This is a genomic window from Muribaculum sp., assembly GCF_029051885.1.
Classification (GTDB): Bacteria; Bacteroidota; Bacteroidia; order Bacteroidales; family Muribaculaceae; genus Muribaculum.
Genome location: NZ_JAIDKI010000089.1, coordinates 14,203 through 32,049 on the forward strand (window position 1 = coordinate 14,203; position 17,847 = coordinate 32,049).

At 53.6% G+C, this 17,847-nt stretch carries 19 protein-coding genes; 6 read left to right on the top strand and 13 right to left on the bottom strand.

Annotated features, from left to right (window positions below; all coding sequences use genetic code 11):
- Window positions 1-3: 3 nt before the first annotated feature.
- The 6 genes from K2I50_RS03965 to K2I50_RS03990 all read right to left on the bottom strand — a co-directional run bounded on the left by K2I50_RS03965 (window position 4) and on the right by K2I50_RS03990 (window position 6,220).
- Entirely contained in the window at window positions 4-408 is a 405-nt protein-coding gene (locus K2I50_RS03965; protein WP_301024942.1) for a DUF2752 domain-containing protein, read from the bottom strand.
- Between the two features lie 41 nt (window positions 409-449).
- On the bottom strand, window positions 450-1,334 hold the full coding sequence (gene deoC / locus K2I50_RS03970; protein ID WP_301024943.1) for a deoxyribose-phosphate aldolase: 885 nt from the start codon (window positions 1,332-1,334) through the stop codon (window positions 450-452).
- Window positions 1,335-1,364: 30 nt separating this feature from the next.
- The gene (locus K2I50_RS03975; protein ID WP_301024944.1) at window positions 1,365-1,667 is read right to left on the bottom strand and encodes a hypothetical protein; all 303 of its coding nucleotides are present in this window, start codon (window positions 1,665-1,667) and stop codon (window positions 1,365-1,367) included.
- Window positions 1,664-2,719 (bottom strand): NAD-dependent epimerase/dehydratase family protein, encoded by a 1,056-nt coding sequence (locus tag K2I50_RS03980; protein WP_301024945.1) that lies wholly within the window; start codon window positions 2,717-2,719, stop codon window positions 1,664-1,666. The genes K2I50_RS03975 and K2I50_RS03980 overlap by 4 nt, the downstream gene beginning before the upstream one ends.
- A gap of 105 nt (window positions 2,720-2,824) precedes the next feature.
- Window positions 2,825-5,692, bottom strand: coding sequence for a putative LPS assembly protein LptD (locus tag K2I50_RS03985; RefSeq protein ID WP_301024946.1), 2,868 nt, complete (start codon window positions 5,690-5,692; stop codon window positions 2,825-2,827).
- A gap of 150 nt (window positions 5,693-5,842) precedes the next feature.
- A complete protein-coding gene (locus K2I50_RS03990) occupies window positions 5,843-6,220 on the bottom strand; it encodes an L-rhamnose mutarotase (protein WP_301024947.1) in 378 nt (125 codons plus the stop codon).
- Between the two features lie 126 nt (window positions 6,221-6,346).
- Here K2I50_RS03990 and pyrB point away from each other — a divergent pair, with 126 nt between their 5' ends.
- The 4 genes from pyrB (at window position 6,347) to glyA (ending at window position 9,730) form a co-directional block, all read left to right on the top strand.
- Window positions 6,347-7,273: an aspartate carbamoyltransferase gene (gene pyrB, locus K2I50_RS03995; protein ID WP_301024948.1), complete on the top strand. Its 927-nt coding sequence runs from the start codon at window positions 6,347-6,349 to the stop codon at window positions 7,271-7,273.
- A gap of 20 nt (window positions 7,274-7,293) precedes the next feature.
- Complete coding sequence (locus K2I50_RS04000) at window positions 7,294-7,752, top strand: aspartate carbamoyltransferase regulatory subunit (protein ID WP_068961562.1); 459 nt, start codon at window positions 7,294-7,296, stop codon at window positions 7,750-7,752.
- A gap of 9 nt (window positions 7,753-7,761) precedes the next feature.
- Window positions 7,762-8,334, top strand: a complete 573-nt coding sequence (locus K2I50_RS04005) for a flavin reductase family protein (RefSeq protein WP_068961561.1) — start codon at window positions 7,762-7,764, stop codon at window positions 8,332-8,334.
- 115 nt (window positions 8,335-8,449) lie between these two features.
- A complete protein-coding gene (gene glyA / locus K2I50_RS04010) occupies window positions 8,450-9,730 on the top strand; it encodes a serine hydroxymethyltransferase (RefSeq protein WP_278436676.1) in 1,281 nt (426 codons plus the stop codon).
- A gap of 699 nt (window positions 9,731-10,429) precedes the next feature.
- On the opposite strand, the gene K2I50_RS04015 is transcribed toward glyA, so the two are convergent.
- The 7 genes from K2I50_RS04015 to K2I50_RS04045 form a co-directional block, all read right to left on the bottom strand.
- Complete coding sequence (locus tag K2I50_RS04015) at window positions 10,430-10,834, bottom strand: hypothetical protein (protein ID WP_301024949.1); 405 nt, start codon at window positions 10,832-10,834, stop codon at window positions 10,430-10,432.
- Between the two features lie 427 nt (window positions 10,835-11,261).
- Window positions 11,262-11,540: a hypothetical protein gene (locus K2I50_RS04020; protein WP_301024950.1), complete on the bottom strand. Its 279-nt coding sequence runs from the start codon at window positions 11,538-11,540 to the stop codon at window positions 11,262-11,264.
- A gap of 33 nt (window positions 11,541-11,573) precedes the next feature.
- On the bottom strand, window positions 11,574-11,711 hold the full coding sequence (locus tag K2I50_RS04025) for a hypothetical protein (protein ID WP_301024951.1): 138 nt from the start codon (window positions 11,709-11,711) through the stop codon (window positions 11,574-11,576).
- A 239-nt stretch (window positions 11,712-11,950) separates the two neighbouring features.
- Entirely contained in the window at window positions 11,951-13,660 is a 1,710-nt protein-coding gene (locus K2I50_RS04030; protein WP_301024952.1) for a tetratricopeptide repeat protein, read from the bottom strand.
- A gap of 63 nt (window positions 13,661-13,723) precedes the next feature.
- Window positions 13,724-14,362, bottom strand: a complete 639-nt coding sequence (locus K2I50_RS04035; protein ID WP_301024953.1) for a ribonuclease H1 domain-containing protein — start codon at window positions 14,360-14,362, stop codon at window positions 13,724-13,726.
- Between the two features lie 15 nt (window positions 14,363-14,377).
- The gene (locus tag K2I50_RS04040) at window positions 14,378-15,565 is read right to left on the bottom strand and encodes an alanine dehydrogenase (protein WP_301024954.1); all 1,188 of its coding nucleotides are present in this window, start codon (window positions 15,563-15,565) and stop codon (window positions 14,378-14,380) included.
- Window positions 15,558-16,109 carry a shikimate kinase gene (locus tag K2I50_RS04045; RefSeq protein ID WP_301024955.1) on the bottom strand — a complete coding sequence of 184 codons (552 nt, stop codon included), beginning with the start codon at window positions 16,107-16,109 and terminating at the stop codon, window positions 15,558-15,560. The genes K2I50_RS04040 and K2I50_RS04045 overlap by 8 nt, the downstream gene beginning before the upstream one ends.
- A 102-nt stretch (window positions 16,110-16,211) precedes the next feature.
- Between K2I50_RS04045 and K2I50_RS04050 the strand changes: the two genes are divergently transcribed.
- A complete protein-coding gene (locus K2I50_RS04050; protein WP_301024956.1) occupies window positions 16,212-16,661 on the top strand; it encodes a GatB/YqeY domain-containing protein in 450 nt (149 codons plus the stop codon).
- Window positions 16,662-16,705: 44 nt separating this feature from the next.
- The coding region (gene serS / locus K2I50_RS04055) for a serine--tRNA ligase (protein ID WP_301024957.1) at window positions 16,706-17,847 on the top strand (1,142 nt) is incomplete at its 3' end.

Here is a 17,847-nt window from a genome sequence, read left to right on the forward strand (position 1 = left end):
AGATTACCAGCCCCATATATTCCTGGCAATCCACCATGTGACCACGACGGCAAAGGTAATCCATATCGTGGTCGTGCAGAATACTTTGAGATAAAGCTGCGGACGACTGCGGCGCATGAACTGTACGGGTAGCATCACCGCCAGCACCGGGACTGATATCACCAGCAGTGCATTGAACCGCCATGCCGAGATAATGTCGCCGTGGAGCAGCGCGTGAATGGCACGTTGCGATCCGCATCCGGGACACTGTAGTCCGGTCATCACCCTGAAAGGACATTTTGGAAATATCGGTGATGTCGAGGGATCGATATAAAAATACACGCCGACAGCCACCGCCAGTATTATGGCGGCCGCTATCGGCAATGTGTAGGTATTAAGCCTTGGCTTAGGAGTATCGTTGTCTTCCAAACCTTGTGGAAATTGCCTGTCGGGAGGCAATGTAGGGACGGTTAGAAATGTTTTGTCTCGCTACCAAGCAGCGCGCTGAGCAGGTTGTTGGCCAGACGGCTTGCTCCGAGGCGGAATGTGGTGTTGTTCATCCATTCCTCGCCGAGTACTTCCTTTACAACGGTGTAGTACTTCACGGCATCCTCTGTTGTGGCCACGCCTCCGGCTGCCTTGAATCCGACCTTGCGACCGGTCTTTTCGTAGTATTCCTTTATGCACTGTGCCATTACATAGGCAGCTTCGAGCGAGGCGCCGGGGTATACTTTTCCGGTTGAGGTCTTGATGAAGTCGGCGCCCGAGTACATCGACAGGATTGACGCATTGCGGATATGTTCGGCGCTCTTCAGAGCTCCTGTCTCGAGGATTACCTTGAGGTGTGCCTCGCCGCAGGCAGCCTTGATTTCAGCGATATCGTCGCTTACAGCCTCCCAGTCGCCGTCGAGATAGTCGCCCACGGGGAATACCATGTCGATTTCATCGGCTCCGGTCGATACGGCCATGGCTGTCTCGGCAACCTTGACTTCGGGGAATGACTGTCCCGAAGGGAATGCTCCGGCCACGCAGGCCACACGCACCGAGCTAACGTCGAGCACGGCGCGTACCACCTGTGCGAAATTGGGGTATACGCATATGGCTGCAACGTTGGGCAGGTCGGGATGCTTGTCCTCAAACGAGTTGACTCTCTCGGTGAAGTCGCTTACCGATGCCGGGGAATCGGTGGTGGCGAGTGTGGTGAGGTCGATGCAGTTGAACAGTGTGCGGTATATCTCGGTATTGCAGTTCTCCTGATAATGCTCGTCAAGAATCTTGTTGACTGCCGCAGCTACTGCGGCGTCATCGATAGTAACAGTCGAAGCCTCTACAGGCTGATGATATTTGTCGCTCATATATGTTGTTTTTATGTTATTGATATCTCTTTAGGGTATTGCGCTGCCTGTGATTGTCTGAGATACTATTCCGTAGATGTAGAATATAAACAGCAGTCCGAGCAGAATCCAGCTTATCTCTTTGCGCTCGGGATAGCACTGGTAGGCAAGCCAGCCTGAGAGCAACGCGTAGATTGGGAAAAACAGAGTTACAAAGCCTACGGTATCCATCTCAAATGACCCCGGGGTATCGAACATCCCTATCACAAGGGGGATGTAGAAAAGTATCGGAATCATCATCACCAGCACTACTATGGTGAACCATGCCGGAGGGCGCTGTTCAGGGGGTGTCATTCCGTTCCTCCTTTCCCTGCTTTGGCGGCCTTTTTAGCCGCACGGGCCGCCTCGGTGTCGCGGCGATAGGCCTCTACCGTAAGGCGTATGCCATCCGTCAGTGAGTGCTGCGCCACAAATCCGAAGTCGGCTTCAGCCTCCGAGGGGTCGGCATTCCAGTTGCGCTGTTTCATTATCTTATACTTATCGGTGTTGAGGGTAGATGGCTGCATCTTGAACACACCGTATTTTTCGGCTACCACCGATGCCACTTTGGCCATCCACAGAGGCAGACGCACCGGAATCACCCATTTGCCTCCAAGCGCATCGGCGACAATCTTGCGAAATTCCTTCTGGGTATAGGCTCTCGGTTCGGAGATTATGTATTTCTTGCCGGTCTTGCCGCGTTCCAGCGCGTCGAATATGGCTGTGGCGAGATCCTCTACGTATATGAATGTCAGCAGCTGCTTGCGGAATCCTACACCGAAGTCCCAATGGCGGTCGATACATTTCACCATCATCAGGTAGTCCTGCTCGTGGGGGCCGTATACTCCTGTCGGGCGGAATATTATCCAGTCGAGTCCGGGAGTGGTCTCCAGCACAGTCTCTGCCTTTATCTTCGAGGTGCCGTAGCGGGTGTCGGGACATGGAATCATGCCTGCGCGGTAAGGCTCGTAGTTTTTTTCGTCGCAGGGCCCGAGCGCACTCAGACTGCTCATGTAGAGGAAGCGTGCCGGCATCATGGCTGCCGTCTCCAGTGCTTCGATTGTATTCCTGAGATACTGATAGTTGATACGGTTGAAGTCGGAGTAGACCATTACTTTGGTAGCCCCCAGATTGTATACAATCCAGTCCCATTTTTCACCATCGGGGAGTGCGCCGCGAAGCTGTCGCGCCATTGCCGCGGGTGAGTCGTAGTCAAGTTCCACGAAGTGGAGTCTCGGGTCGGATAGGAACCGGCGCGATGTGGATGGTCTTACGCCACACCATGTGTCGTAGCCCCTTCGCAGGCTTTCCTCGGCTATGAATCCGCCGATAAAGCCTCCCGCGCCAATGATGAGAACACGTTTCATACTGCCTTTGTCGTTGTTTTCTCAAAGTTATAACAAAAAACTGAAACGTTATGCTTTGGCATATGAAAATCGGAGTGCGGTGCTGCGGGTGCAGTCTCCGGGCCGTCAATACCATGTGATGCCGTTGGAGTAGGACGACCGCTTGTCGTATTTGAGGTCGGAGAGCATCGATGACTTGACTGAGATATGGAAGTTGTAGCTTTTGTATGGCCCGACAGGCACGAAGCTCGCGGTCATCGTGAAGCAGTGGAGGTCGCGCGAGATGTTGCAGTTCATGTAGGCGAGCTTGTGGGTGTCGAAATTGTACGACGCCGAGAAGCCGAAATTCCAGTTTTTGGTGGGCTGGATGTTGCCTGAGAACGACAGGTTCTGGGTGATGCGCCCGTCGTATTCCATTTTTTTCTTGTTAAAGGTGCCGTATCCGTAGTTGATGGAGTAGTTGAATGTGAGATTCCAGGGCACACTCCAGTCCATGTATCCGTCGGCACCCATCTCTACGGTGTCGTCATCGTTGCCGCGCCGGCGCCTGCGGTCGTTGTTGCCGGCGAAGTTGTCGCCCTCCTCGTCGTAGTCGTCATCGTAGTCATCGTCGTCAGAGCCTTTGCGGCGACGGTTCTTGTCTTTATTCTTGTCTTTGTCTTTGCCGCGCTTGAAAGTGTTGTTGTTGAATGTGTAGGAGAATGAAGTGCCGGTCGATGACAGGCGTCCGAGACCTTTTCCTACTTTCCAGCGTGGCACGTTTACGCGCACGGGAGTGCCTGTCGGCGACAGCTGGTAGGTATACACATCCCAGGTGGCGTTGAGGTTGAGGTTGAAGTTCTTTACCAGGCGGAGCATCAGCGAGGTGTTGATATTGCTCCAGTTCATCGAGTCGGCTGCGAAGTTGTAGCTTTGCGACACGGTGAAGTTTTCGATGAGCGATATCTTTTTCTCGCCGGTGGAGTCGGCATCGCTCTTTACCTTCATCTCGAGGTTATTGGCGAGCGACAGCGATACCGAGCCTGAACGGCCGGTGCCTGGCACTCCGAACACGGCGTTGGGGAACATCGAATACTGGCGTTCGACCATCTCACCCTGAGAATTCATGTAGTGATACTTGCCGTAGTATCCGAAAAATGGCGACCCGAAGTCGGGATTTCCCGAAAAACTTATGGTGGGAGTGAGCACGTGGCGTATCATCTTCACCTTGTCGCCGAGAAATTTCATCGGTTGGAAGAAACCGTAGATTTTTGTGTCGAGAGAGAGTGAGCCCTGGAAGTCCCACACGTTGTAGAATCCGTAGGTGGTGTCGCACACCTCGGCCGATGCGTTGGGGTCCCACTGGCGCCGTACCTTGTTGGTGTACATTCGGTCGTTGAGCTGCAACGAGGGAGTAAGATTCAGGTACTTGAACACGCTGAATGTGGCGGATATCGGCACCGAGTGGCGGGCGCCGTTGCGCCAGTCCTTTACGAGGCTCTTCTTGAAGAATACATCCTGCTTGGCTGTCAGGGAGTTCTGAAACTGACCGCTATAGCTTAACTTGATTTTCTCGTACCAGCGCTCCTTGCCTACTGCGCGCTTGCGCTTGAAGGGATATATCTGCGACATTGAGGCCGTAAGGTTGGGAAACGATACGGTGAGCGTGGAGTCGGATGTGCGTTGCGCGATGTTGGCGGTTGTCGACAGTGACCATTTCGAGTTGGGGAAACGGTAGGTCATGTTGACTGTCGAACTTTTGGTATTCTCAGTGAATGATGGTGAATAGTAGCTGTTGAGGTCGTTGCGCGAGTAGCCCGACGAGGTGAAGTTGACCGATGCCGACAGCGACATGTTGGGATTGGCCTTGGAGTCCTGCGAGTGATTCCACAACACCTGGAAGTTGGTCTGCTTCGAGTAGTCGGGATTGCCTTTCTCGCCATATATTGTGGTGAGATACGATATGTTGAACGAGCCGTTGTATTTGTATCTCTTCACATAGCTCGACTGGGCTGTGAGTCCCCACGAGCCTTTGGTGTATATCTCGCCGGTAAGCGCCAGGTCGATATTGTCGTTGATGGCGAAGTAGTATCCGCCGTTGCTCAGATAGAAACCGCGGTTGTAGTCGTCGCCGAATGTAGGGAATATGATACCGGATGAGTATTTCTCGGAGAAGGGGAAGTAGCCGAACGGCACGGCAAGCGGCAGAGGCACTCCGGCAAGCACCATATAGGCGGGGCCGGTCACGATATTGCTCTTGGGCTTTACCTTGGCTTTGGTCAGCTGGAAATAGAAGTGGGGATTGTCGTGGTCGTTGCAGGTGGAATAGCGGCCGTTCTGCAGGAAGTATTCGCCGTTTTCCATCTTCTTGGTGCGTCCGCCGGTGAGGTATCCCTCGCCCTGCTCGGTCACAACGTTGGTGATGAATCCGCGCTGGCTCTTGAAGTTGTAGCTCATGGTCTCCGATTCATATTCTCCGCTCTTGTCGGTGAATATCGGGGTGCCGATGAGCTCGCCGGTGGAGTCGGGGAGACCTACGGCATACACATTGCTGTTGGCCATGTTCATCGACACCTTTTCGGCCTCGAGCTTCATGTCGCCATAGTCGAGTTTGGCGTCGCCATACATGTATGCCGTGTTGCGTCCTTCCATTATCATGGAGTCCCTTGCCGAGAATTTCACCACATTGTCGAGGTCAACCTTCTCGCGGCGTATCAGCGAGCGGGCCGGAGTGTCGATGCCGGCAGGCATCACAGCTGCGGCGAGCGAGTCGGAGTCGACATCGCTGATAAGAGTGCGTTGCAGCAGCGGGGCTACGGGTGTCGAATCCGGCACCGGCATATTATTCAGTATGTCGGCTATTGCGTCGGAGTCGGGTATTGTCGGGCTGCCGGACATGGCCGCAGGCGGTGGCACAGGCAACGATGCGTCGACCCGCTGAGGGCGCGACGCAGCTACCGCGCTCAAGGCGCAGGCAATCACAGACAGTCCGATGTAAATATGTGAGCGTGCCAATTGTATCTCTGTATCGGTTTGCCATATGCCGTGGTGCTATCCGCAGTGCAATCTGATGCTTCGGATGACGCAGGGCATACTATGCACCGCAAAGTTACTACAACGCGCCCACTTATGAAAATCTTTAACAGATATTCCGAAATCCAGGCTTCAGTCGTATAGGTGGAACATGCGTTCCATCGGCTGCCATTTGTCGGATGACGTGGCGCCGGGGCCCGCCTGCTGGAATATGGCCATATAATCCTCCCACTCCTGCTGGCGGGGCAGTGTGGCGAGGCGCTCCATTGCGGCGTCGAGGTCGAGGTCGGCCGGTGCCTCAAGTATCATTATCAGCAGAGTGCCCCTGATGTATATCTCCATCTCGAGAATGCCCACTTCCTTTATGCCGTCGAGTATCTCCTGCCATATCGCTCCGCGGGAGTGGCGCAGGCGGTATTCGTCTATCAATGCGGAGTCGTCGCGCAGGGTGAGTGTGCGCACATACCGCTTTACCGGAACACTGTATCCTTTTACTCTGTATCCTTCCATGCTCAATGATATGTTTCCGCAAAAATAAACAAGAATCACAGTCGGCGCAAACCGAAGGGTGGAAAATTTGGCAGTGCCGCGGGATTATAGTAAATTTGCGGGGAGGAAAATCCAACACTTGCAACTATGAATCCCAACAGTTTGGTAAGCATCTCCGATATCAGTAAAGAGGAGATTCTGCGCCTCTTGCGCCAGGCACGTTATTTCGAGAGTCACCCCAACCAGCGTATTCTTCAAGGCAAAGTGGTGGCGACGCTCTTTTTTGAGCCGTCGACACGTACACGCCTAAGTTTCGAGACCGCTGTAAACCGCCTCGGAGGGCGTGTAATCGGATTCTCCGATGCTTCCACTACCAGCTCGTCGAAGGGCGAGACTCTGAAGGATACCATAAAGATGGTAAGCAACTACGCCGACCTTATTGTCATGCGCCACCATCTGGAGGGTGCGGCCCGCTATGCCACCGAGGTTACAGAGGTGCCGGTAATCAACGCCGGCGACGGAGCCCATCAGCATCCTTCGCAGACCATGCTCGACCTCTACTCAATATACAAGACACAGGGGCGCATCGACGACCTTACCATAACGCTTGTCGGCGACCTCAAGTACGGACGCACCGTCCACTCGCTGCTTGAGGCCATGCAGTATTTCAACCCGACATTCAATTTCGTCGCATGCAAGGAATTGCAGATGCCGCCGGAATATCGTCAGTTCTGTACCGACAAGGGCATACGCTACAACGAGAGCACCGACTTCTCCAAGGAGATAATCGACTCGAGCGACATAATATACATGACTCGCGTGCAGCGCGAGCGCTTTACCGACATAATGGAGTATGAGAAGGTAAAGAATCTCTACAATCTCAACGCCGCCATGCTCGATGGCTCTAAAGATAACCTGCGGGTGCTCCACCCCCTGCCACGCGTCAACGAAATCGACCAGGATGTCGACGACAGCCCCAAGGCCTACTACTTCCAGCAGGCCAAGAACGGCCTCTTTGCACGACAGGCCATTATTTGCCGCGCCCTCGGTATTGATATCCCTGAAGAAGATTAACCACTATACGGAACCACCCCATGTCATCAAAGAAAGAACTCGCCGTAGCCGCTCTGCGCAACGGCACGGTAATCGACCGTATACCATCGTCGGTGCTCTTCGAGGCTGTGAGAATCCTCGGCATAGAGCGTCTTGACAAGCATGTGACCATCGGCAACAATCTTGACTCCAAAAAGCTCGGCACCAAAGGCATAATCAAGGTGGCCGACACATTCTTCCCCGAGGATGTGCTCAACCGCATAGCCCTTATAGCCCCGACGGCTAAAATCAATATCATCCGCGACTTCGAGGTGGTAGAGAAATACCATGTCGAGCTCCCGTCGACTGTGATGGGCATAGTGAAGTGTGATAATCCCAAGTGTATCACCAACAACGAGCCGATGCGTACACGCTTCGACCTCGTCGACCCCGCCCATCGTGTGATACGCTGCTACTACTGCGGGCACTCAGTGGCCGCCTCCCACGCCCACATAAAATAAAAAAAGCCGATGAAGCAAGTCTGGAAACCGGGCAACATGATTTATCCCGTGCCTGCGGCTCTCGTCACCTGCGGCAACACCCCTGAGCGCTACAACATGCTCACCGTGGCATGGACAGGCACCATATGCTCGGAGCCTCCGATGTGCTACATCTCCGTGCGCCGCTCGCGCCACAGCTATCCTATAATAAAGGAGGAGATGGAGTTTACCATCAACCTTACCACAGCCGACATGGCACGCGCCACCGACTGGGCCGGAGTACGCTCCGGAGCCGACTACGACAAGTGGGCCGAGACAGGTCTGACTCCCGTAGAGGGTGTCAGTGTGCGATGCCCCTATATCGAAGAGTCGCCGCTCAGCATCGAATGCCGTGTGCGCGACGTAATGGAGCTCGGCAGCCACGACATGTTTATCGCCGACGTGGCGGGTGTGATTGCCGACGACCGCTTTATCGACCCCGATACCGGAGCATTCGACCTGGCCCGCGCAGGCCTGATGGCCTACAGCCACGGCGGATACTATGAGCTGGGCCGTTGCCTCGGCCGCTTCGGATGGTCGGTCAAGGGGCAGAAAAAGAGATAGCTCTCCGAGCCTCCGAAAGCTCGGAGCCCTCAGAGAACTCAGAGTACTCGGAGTTCTCCGAGTACTCAGATTCAAAAAAGATTTCATCAAATAATAAAATCATCAATCAACGTAAATGGAAAGAGACAACGCCATCTTCGACATCATTGAGCGCGAGCACCAGCGCCAGCGTCATGGCATCGAGCTGATTGCTTCTGAAAACTTTGTCAGCGACCAGGTAATGCAGGCCATGGGCTCATGCCTTACCAACAAATATGCCGAGGGATATCCCGGCCACCGCTACTACGGCGGATGCCAGGTTGTGGACGAGGCCGAAAGCATTGCCATCGACCGAATCAAGCGCATCTTCGGCGCCGAATACGCCAACGTGCAGCCCCACTCGGGAGCACAGGCCAATATGGCCGTATTCATGGCCTGCATGAAGCCGGGCGACAAGTTCCTCGGACTTAACCTTGCACATGGCGGTCACCTTTCCCATGGTAGCCCGGTCAACTTCTCCGGCCTCATGTTCCAGGCCCTGGAGTACAATGTGAAAGAGGATACCGGACTCGTAGACTACGAGCAGATGGAGGAGGTAGCACGCCGCGAGCGTCCCAAACTCATCATCGGCGGCGCCAGCGCCTACAGCCGCGAGTGGGACTATGCACGCATGCGTCGTCTGGCCGATGAGATCGGTGCCATCTTCATGGTCGACATGGCCCATCCCGCCGGACTCATCGCCGCAGGCCTGCTCGACAACCCCCTCAAGTATGCCCATATCGTCACCTCTACCACCCATAAGACCCTCCGCGGTCCGCGCGGCGGTATCATCCTCCTGGGCAAGGACTTCGAGAATCCCTGGGGCAAGACAAATCCCAAGGGCGAGGTTCGCAAGATGTCGGCCCTGCTCGACTCGGCAGTGTTCCCCGGCGTACAGGGCGGTCCGCTCGAGCATGTAATCGCAGCCAAGGCAGTCGCTTTCGGTGAGGCTCTTCAGCCCAGCTACCGCGACTACCAGGCACAGGTGAAGAAAAATGCCGCAGTCATGGCTCAGGGCCTTATCGACAAGGGCTACAAGATTATCTCCGGCGGCACCGACAACCACTGCATGCTCGTCGACCTCCGCACCAAGTTCCCCGACCTCACAGGTAAGGTGGCTGAGAAAGTGCTCGTAGAGGCCGACATCACAGCCAACAAGAATATGGTGCCCTTCGACAGCCGCTCACCCTTCCAGACCTCCGGTATCCGCCTCGGCACCCCCGCCATCACCACACGCGGCGCCAAGGAAGACCTCATGGGCGACATCGTCGAGATGATTGACACCGTGCTCACCCACCACGACGACCCCAAGATGATCGCCGCAGTGCGCGAGAAGGTCAACTCCGTGATGGAAGGCTATCCCATGTTTGCCTATTGATTGGCGCTATAGCCTGTCTATTTATAAACACGTATCCCATGAAGCAGTCCGATGCTTCATGGGATACGTCGTTTTTAGAGAGTGGAAAATCCCCGGCGACACTACGGAAACCATGAGTGTTGGTGCGTGTCGCCGGGCTACGCCGGGCACCGGGTTGGGCGTTGCATCCCGACCTATGGCTGCGCACCGCTAAGGCGGCGCTTACCATAGGCTAACGTTGTAGACACCGCTAAAGCGGCTATGCGCTGACGCGTGGGGTTGCCATCGCATCCGGCGGCTATGATATAGTTGGTCGTTCCCCTTTTGCGATGCTGCGCTTACCATAAGCTAACGTTATAGACACCGCTAAAGCGGCTATGCGCTGACGCGTGGGTTTGCCGTCGCATCCGGCGGCTATGATATAGTTGGTCGTTCCCCTTTTGCGATGCTGCGCTTACCATAAGCTAACGTTGTAGACACCGCTAAAGCGGCTATGCGCTGACGCGGGAGTTGCCGTCGCATCCCAATCCATGCCGTCCACATGGTGTATATAATCCATTGCCGGTTTTGGAATGGACTACATCGGCAACTCCCGCGTCAGCGCATAGCCGCTTTAGCGGTGTACACAACGTTAGCCCCACCCAAGAGCCGCCATAGCGGTTCGCAGGGTGGGGTATGTCCATTCGCACGGCCTGCCCGGCGTAGCCCGGCGACACGAAATCAAGCGCGTTCCTTGCGCCGGCTGATAAGATTTTTGCTGTAAAACACTGAAGACAAAAAGCATGCTACCCATACACAAAGCCCCACAATCGTAGGACGATAGAGCGCCTCATGGCCAAACATCGAATAATACACCGCCATAAAATCGACCAACGCCAACACCAGCGTCAGCGACATGGTGGTATGGCCGTTGAGAGTGCCCACACCGGTATAGTCGTCAGTGACCTTAAACACCTTGCTCCACAGAAACAATACCATGCTTCCTCCCCAAAACACGATACTGTGTTCAATTATACCCGTCAGGACGGGGGCGTCGACATCAAGTCCGCGTATCACCAAAAGAGCAATTACAAGCGCCACATTCAGGGCTAAGTATCCAAGAAAGCTGAATTTATAGTTTCGCATATATTATGAGGGGATAGTATGATGATTTAACACTTTCTGCATTTCATCATCAATTGGATATAGGCGATGGTGCCGATAATAATTGAGACCGATGATATTATTATATTTCTTATATTGTCAGACTTGAAGTCTTCGTATATTAGCCACGACAAGCATGCCAGACTCACGAAATAGATTATTGAATATGTTATAGTTTTCTTCATCAGTAGTAAAACCGGTTAATGAGTTGTGCGGAATATATCGTTCAATTATACAGTAGTATATTCTATATGTTTGTCACCAATGTAGTCGGAGGATATTGAATTACATGCAATCCCTACCGTATGGCGATAAATTCCCATAAAGATAGGTAAATATCTGCAAATATTATGCAAAAATGCCGAAAAACATTAGCTTTGTGTATGATATGGTATGGTCTACTGACAGCTTATCTGTTCTTTATCCGGTAGAGCTTAAATGCAATCAGTTCGATTGCGATGATGAATATAATATCGCCTATTGAATCCGGGAGCGCTCTTTCAAAAGAATAATATGCCAGTGGAAACCATGCAACTACCGGAAACAATTGCCCGGCATATAGTATCTTAAAACTCTCTTTGGAAAATTTCTTTGCTGTGGAGTGTGGCAAATCCTTATGCTCATTTATAAAGACCATTATATGGGTTAGATACTGTTTGCGAAAACATACTCCTGCATATCCTCCCATACATACCCAAAGTATGTATAGCGGATAGAAATACTATGGCTCGTCGAGCCCGGTAAATACTCTTCCATGGATTACATACATGCCGATAAACAGGATGATGTATATCGAGATACCCATTGTCAATGCTCCAATCAGAGCATACATAAGTATTTGAGTATTTTTTATTTTCATTGTGTGATACATGGTGTTGTTTGTTATCGCAAAGTTAGAGATTTGAGATATAGAATCGGGTGTTTATAATCCCGAAAATATTTATCACTATGTAAAATTTGATAATGTAGTATGCTGAAATACAGCTAGTTGCGGATGATAAAATATTTTTAAATTTATCACTTGCGGCTGTTATGACAACACGCTGATTATCAGCATGTTGCTAATCATCAATCGTATTATATGGGTAATGCCTTGGTTTACAGGGATTTATTTAATGCGTTCAAGAAAAACTCTTTGTCAGATGCGTCAGAGTTGGAAATACGGGCACGTAGGCGCGTCCATTTGTTGTAGTAATTTCCGTACTGAATATCTATAAGGAGACATATGGTACGCGGGGCAAATCCGCCAAGAAGCAAAGCACAGAATGTAATGTCAGATTCTTTGAATCTCGGTAATTGTTGGCGCATTCGAGTCAGTATATTGTCTCGGCATTGATCCACAATTTCCTTTAGTCGCTCTATTGATTCGTCCTGTTTTATTTTAGTTAATTCATTCTCAAAGTCTTTTATTATGGTTCCACGAGCGAGTGCGGAATCTCGTTTTTCGAAATATTCGTTGCTGAGATTATTCAGAACTGTGTAGCGGTCTTTAAACAGTTTATTGATTAGTAATGCATGATTGCGAAGAATCTCATTTTTTTCATCAATTTCTGATTTTAGTCTGCATGCATTGTTCTCCGACGAGTCAAGCCGCGATAGTAATTCTTGAGCTTCAAGCATTTTTATTTCTATTTCACGATGTTTGCGCTTCATGCGCTCCCGATAAAATGCAATGAAAGCTATGCATATGGTTACAATTACTCCTATTAGCAGCCATATGATAACTTTGTTTTTTTCTGCGCTGCGTTTTTCAATGACAGATTTATTTTTGTTGAAGTCATTTTCAGCATAGGCTACATTGTTTTTTAGTACATGAACTACTTTGTTATTATGTATGTCCCAAGATAAATGTAGTTCAGTCAGGGCTTCTTGGTAGTTCTGTTGCAGTACATATATGTTTGATTTGGCCCAATGATATTCCTCGGATTCATTCCAATTTGGATTGAGTTGCTTTTCACGGTCGAGATAATATTCTGCGCTATCAAGTATACCGATTTTTGAGAACATATCTGCAATTTGAGTGCGGTCATGCATTTCGTGAGATTGGGTTTGCCAAAAAGCGGATGTTAGGATAAAATTTTCTAATGCCTTGTTATACTCATTTAAATCTGTATAGCCATAGATATAAGAAGCATGGAAATATCCTTGGAATATTGAATCAGATATGTTCGTATGCGTAGATAGACTATCAAGGATTGATATCGATTTGGTCGGCTTCTTTACTTTAATGTATTCTCTTGCCAAATCCACGAGTGCATACTGGTTGTTGAGGGGCTTGTCGGCTCGGCGGTAGTAGTCGGCGGCAAGGCGTCGGTGGGTTATTGCCTTGTCGAAGTTGTATGCGGCCACGTAGATGTCGGCTATAAGCTCGTGGGTCTTGGCGAAAATATAATCGTCATTTAGTCGGTCGGCGAGGTCGAGAGCCGTGAGCGCCTCCTTTATGGCCACGGTGAGGTTGCCGCGATAGAGATTGAGTATGCCTCGGTACATATGGGCGAGCATGCGCTTCCTCGGCTTGGGATGTGCGTCGAAGTAGGCTACTGCGGTCGATATGAGCGAGTCGTCGGTCTCAAACCGGAAATTCTTGTCGCGCGCCTGCGTCAGTAGCAGGGCATAGTCGGCGCGCTGACGGTCGGAGCCTAATTCCGCGGGGCTTATGCTGTCGAGGATAGTGAGAGCCGAGTCGGGATGTTCCATCATCAGGCTCTCGGCCTCAAGCAGCATGGTGTCGACACGGCCCGATGTGGAGCAGGCCATGGTAAAAACGAGCAACAGACAGTATGTAGAGTATATAATGTGTCGGATCATATATACAGTTATTCAACAAACATATTTTTACGCCGCTGCCGGCGAGTCGTGCGCTCCGGCGTATTACTTTCGCCCGAAGTCGGCGGGTATTTCACCCCACTTCTCGGTATCCCACTTCACCACCGGGCAGCGCGACGTATGTGTCTGCACCCAGCGCTCGGCGCGTTGCAGGGTGGCGAGCAGCCCGGCGTTGCGCGCTGTGGGGGCGAGCGACGTGCGCGCCTTGCGGTTGCGCAGCCATGCCTGGGCCGTACGGCTGTCGGAGTAGATGGTGCGCACCCATCCCTTCTGTTCGCAGAGAGCCAGGGCGTGGACCAGGGCCAGGAATTCGCCCACGTTGTTGGTGCCGTCGGCCACCGGGCCATAGTGAAACAGCTCCTCGCCGGTGCCTACCACCACACCGCGGTATTCCATCACACCCGGATTGCCGGCACATGCGGCATCGACAGCGATGGCGTCGAGGCGTATCTCGGGAAATGCCTCATAGTTGATAATCTCAGGCTGCCTGTGCGCGGCCATGGCCCGCAGGGCATATAGCTCGTCGCCGCCGTTGTTGCGGAATGCCTCGGTAGCGGCGGTCTGTGATGCGAAACTCTTGTATCTTGCTCCGGGAAATCCCTCTACCTGCGCCTGCGCCTCCTCCCAGGAGTCGTAGATGCCGGGTGCGCGGCCTTCCCATACTACATAAAATTTTCTTGCCATAAACAAGTTCTTAGGTCAGCTGCAACTCAGCAGCAGGGTTATATCAATGGCTCTCATGCCGGCTATCTCTGCCGCCCGCCGGTTGACAGGCTTGCCGAGGAATGTTACTACAGCCCGCTGTACTCCGGGGAGCATCTTCACGGTGTTGACTGCGCCGTCACATCCGATAATGTCCCTCAGCAGCCACAGGAATGTGTTGCTGAGAGCCATAGCCGCAGTGCGGGGCACTGCATTTCCGAGCCCGGTATAGCATACGCGTGTGCCTCTGGGCACTGCGCGCAGCGGGTCGGCGGCGGTGATGTCGACCTCCGGTATGACATGGCTCAGGGGCGCGCCCTCGCTCATGGCGAGATTCATTATTATGACACCGCGCTTCATAAGGTCGACCTGGTGGGAGTCGATGGCGCACGGCCGGTCCATCGGGGTGTTTATGACCACGTCGGCTGTGCGCAGTGCGTTCTCGAGTACCCGGGGGTGCATCACCGATGTGGCCACGCAGCATCCCGGCAGCTCGGCGGCACGGCGCAGGCGGTACACATCGTTGTCGAGCATCCTTACCGAGGCGCCCAGACCCAGGGCCGATGACGCCGCGGCTCTCCCCGCTATGCCTGCACCCAGTATCAGCACCTCGCAGGGTATTATGCCGGCCACTCCACCGAGTAGTATCCCCTTGCCGTGGTCGGCCGATGCAAGCATCGACGAGGCTATCGCTATCGCCGCGCGCCCGTCGATTTCGTTGAGGATATCGGCAAACGGCGTGTGGCCTTCGGGGTCGCCTATGAGGTCGATGGCGAGGGCCACGATGTTGCGCTTCATCAGCTCGCGCACGGTGTCGCTCCCTGCTGTCACGCTCGACAGCAGAGTGAGCAGCATCGCCCCGCGCTTCATGGTGCGCAGGTCGGCTGTAGTCAGAGTCCCCAGGGTTATCACGATATCGGCCTGGAGGGATTCGCCGCGCGAGGTCACACACGCTCCCTGGCGCATGTAGTCGGTGTCGGCGTAGTGTATTGTGGCGGAGGCTCCCGATTCGAGCCTCACCTCATATCCGCGGTCGGTGAGCACCCCTACGGCCTCAGGGGTGAGGGGGAAGCGCTTTTCACGACCTCCTGCGGTGGCGGGCAGGCCTATCGACAGCCGGCGCCGCATGGTGGCCGCAGCTGCGGGCTGTGGGTCGGGGGTGAAGTATTCCGAGGCGTCAGTCATGGCTGTCAGTGATTGTCGGGAGTTGAAGGAATTCGGCGAACCGGCGTGCTGTGACCGCCTTCTCCTGTTCGCTGTCGAGACGGTCGGCCTTGAACCGCAGCGCGGCCTTCTCGTAGTGGGGCATGCGGGCGCCCAGGGCCTCGATGATAAATTCACGTAGCTCGGTGTCGCTCTTCGAGGCTATCAGTGGGCGCTTGTGGCGTCCGCGCAGCAGGCGCTCGTGCAGACGGTCGATGTCGACGTCGAGCAACACGGTGGTGCCGTGGGCGTTCATCCACTCCATGTTGTCGAAAAAGCATGGTGTGCCGCCTCCGCAGGCGATTATCACATCCTCAAACTCGCCTGCCTCATGCAGCATGGCCTGCTCGCGCAGGCGGAAGCCCTCCTCTCCGTAGCGGTCGAAGAGTTCGCGCACGGTAGCATGGTAACGGCTCTCGATATAGTTGTCGAGGTCGATAAACCGTATGCCGGTGAGGGCGGCAAGATGGCGCCCTAAGGTCGACTTGCCGCTCCCCATGTATCCGATAAGAAATATAGGTTGCATACTGCAAACCTACATAAAAAAACTGATATTTTAAACAGCCTTATGACGGTATTTACAGGAAATGTGAGTAAATTTGTAGGTCAAAAATATATACATTTCACTATGGACTTGTTTGAGAAAGTCAATGCTGACATAAAGTCGGCGATGCTTGCGCGCGACCATGCGCGCCTTGAGGCTCTGCGCGGTATAAAGAAGGAATTCCTTGAGGCAAAGACCGCCAAGGGCTCCGACGGTACACTGACCGACGAGACAGCCACCAAGGTGCTCGTGAAGATGGTGAAGCAGCGCAAGGAGAGCGCCGAAATCTATACTCAGCAAAGCCGTCCCGAGCTGGCTCAGGAGGAGCTGGCACAGGCTGCCGTAATCGAGGAATATCTGCCTAAGCAGCTTACCGACGAGGAGCTTGCCGCCGAACTGAAGAAGATAATCGAGCAGACAGGCGCCACCTCGGCAAAGGAGATGGGCAAAGTAATGGGAGTGGCATCGAAGGCTCTTGCCGGCCGTGCCGACGGCCGTGCCATATCGGCCAAGGTAAAGGAACTGCTCGCCTGATACTCCACTCCTCAACACACATGCATTCGTAAAAACATCACATCATGCTTACAATACAACAGATTAAGGAAGCTCCCGAGCGGATTATAGCCCGCCTCGCGGTTAAGGGTTTCGACGGCACTGCCGCCATCAACGAAATACTCGAGCTTGACACAATGCGCCGCCAGTCGCAGCTCAGCAACGACACCAAGGCTGCCGAGCTCAACCGTCTCGCCGCATCTATCGGTCAGCTCATGAAGGCCGGCAAGAAGGATGAGGCCGAGGAGGCCAAGAAGGCCGTGGCCGCTCTCAAGGACGAGCAGAAGGCCATCGCCGACGAGCTCGCACGCACCGAGACCCGTATCCGCGAGATACTGCTTTCTGTGCCCAACGTGCCCTGCGACATGGTGCCCGAAGGTAAGACCGCCGAGGACAATGTGGTTGAGGCCACCGGTGGTGTAATCCCCGAGCTGCCTGCCGATGCCATGCCCCACTGGGACCTGGCCAAGAAGTACAATATCATCGACTTCGACCTCGGTGTGAAGATTACCGGCGCCGGTTTCCCCGTATATCTCGGCAAGGGAGCGCGCCTGCAGCGTGCCCTTATCCAGTTCTTCCTCGACGAGGCCGGCAACGCCGGATATCTCGAGGTCGAGCCCCCGTTTGTCGTAAACGAGGCTTCGGGCTACGGCACAGGACAGCTCCCCGACAAGGAGGGCCAGATGTACTACGTCAACGAGGACAATCTCTACCTTATCCCTACGGCTGAAGTGCCAGTGACCAACCTCTACCGCGACGTCATCCTCCCCGCCGACAAGCTCCCGATAAAGAACTGCGCTTTCTCTGCATGCTGGCGCCGCGAGGCCGGAAGCTACGGCAAGGATGTGCGCGGCCTCAACCGTCTGCATCAGTTCGACAAGGTGGAAATCGTGCGTATCGAGAAGCCCGAGGATTCGTATGCCGCTCTTGAGGAGATGAAAGCCCACGTGCAGGGTCTGCTCGAGAAGCTCGGTCTCCCCTGGCACATACTCCGTCTCTGTGGCGGCGACATGTCGTTTACCTCGGCCATCACATTTGACTTCGAGGTGTATTCGGCTGCCCAGAAGCGCTGGCTCGAGGTATCGTCGGTGTCCAACTTCGAGACCTACCAGGCCAACCGCCTGAAATGCCGCTACCGCGACCGCGACAAGAAGATACATCTCTGCCA

Excerpts from the sequence above, each read along its gene's own strand:
- K2I50_RS03980 (WP_301024945.1), bottom strand. The coding sequence starts at position 2,719 with ATGAAACGTGTTCTCATCATTGGCGCGGGAGGCTTTATCGGCGGATTC.
- K2I50_RS04030 (WP_301024952.1), bottom strand. The coding sequence starts at position 13,660 with ATGATCCGACACATTATATACTCTACATACTGTCTGTTGCTCGTTTTT.
- K2I50_RS03990 (WP_301024947.1), bottom strand. The coding sequence starts at position 6,220 with ATGGAAGGATACAGAGTAAAAGGATACAGTGTTCCGGTAAAGCGGTAT.
- K2I50_RS04015 (WP_301024949.1), bottom strand. The coding sequence starts at position 10,834 with ATGCGAAACTATAAATTCAGCTTTCTTGGATACTTAGCCCTGAATGTG.
- K2I50_RS03975 (WP_301024944.1), bottom strand. The coding sequence starts at position 1,667 with ATGACACCCCCTGAACAGCGCCCTCCGGCATGGTTCACCATAGTAGTG.
- K2I50_RS04020 (WP_301024950.1), bottom strand. The coding sequence starts at position 11,540 with ATGGGAGGATATGCAGGAGTATGTTTTCGCAAACAGTATCTAACCCAT.
- K2I50_RS04000 (WP_068961562.1), top strand. The coding sequence starts at position 7,294 with ATGTCATCAAAGAAAGAACTCGCCGTAGCCGCTCTGCGCAACGGCACG.
- glyA (WP_278436676.1), top strand. The coding sequence starts at position 8,450 with ATGGAAAGAGACAACGCCATCTTCGACATCATTGAGCGCGAGCACCAG.
- K2I50_RS04045 (WP_301024955.1), bottom strand. The coding sequence starts at position 16,109 with ATGCAACCTATATTTCTTATCGGATACATGGGGAGCGGCAAGTCGACC.
- K2I50_RS04040 (WP_301024954.1), bottom strand. The coding sequence starts at position 15,565 with ATGACTGACGCCTCGGAATACTTCACCCCCGACCCACAGCCCGCAGCT.
- pyrB (WP_301024948.1), top strand. The coding sequence starts at position 6,347 with ATGAATCCCAACAGTTTGGTAAGCATCTCCGATATCAGTAAAGAGGAG.
- deoC (WP_301024943.1), bottom strand. The coding sequence starts at position 1,334 with ATGAGCGACAAATATCATCAGCCTGTAGAGGCTTCGACTGTTACTATC.
- K2I50_RS04035 (WP_301024953.1), bottom strand. The coding sequence starts at position 14,362 with ATGGCAAGAAAATTTTATGTAGTATGGGAAGGCCGCGCACCCGGCATC.
- K2I50_RS04005 (WP_068961561.1), top strand. The coding sequence starts at position 7,762 with ATGAAGCAAGTCTGGAAACCGGGCAACATGATTTATCCCGTGCCTGCG.
- K2I50_RS04025 (WP_301024951.1), bottom strand. The coding sequence starts at position 11,711 with ATGAAAATAAAAAATACTCAAATACTTATGTATGCTCTGATTGGAGCA.
- K2I50_RS04050 (WP_301024956.1), top strand. The coding sequence starts at position 16,212 with ATGGACTTGTTTGAGAAAGTCAATGCTGACATAAAGTCGGCGATGCTT.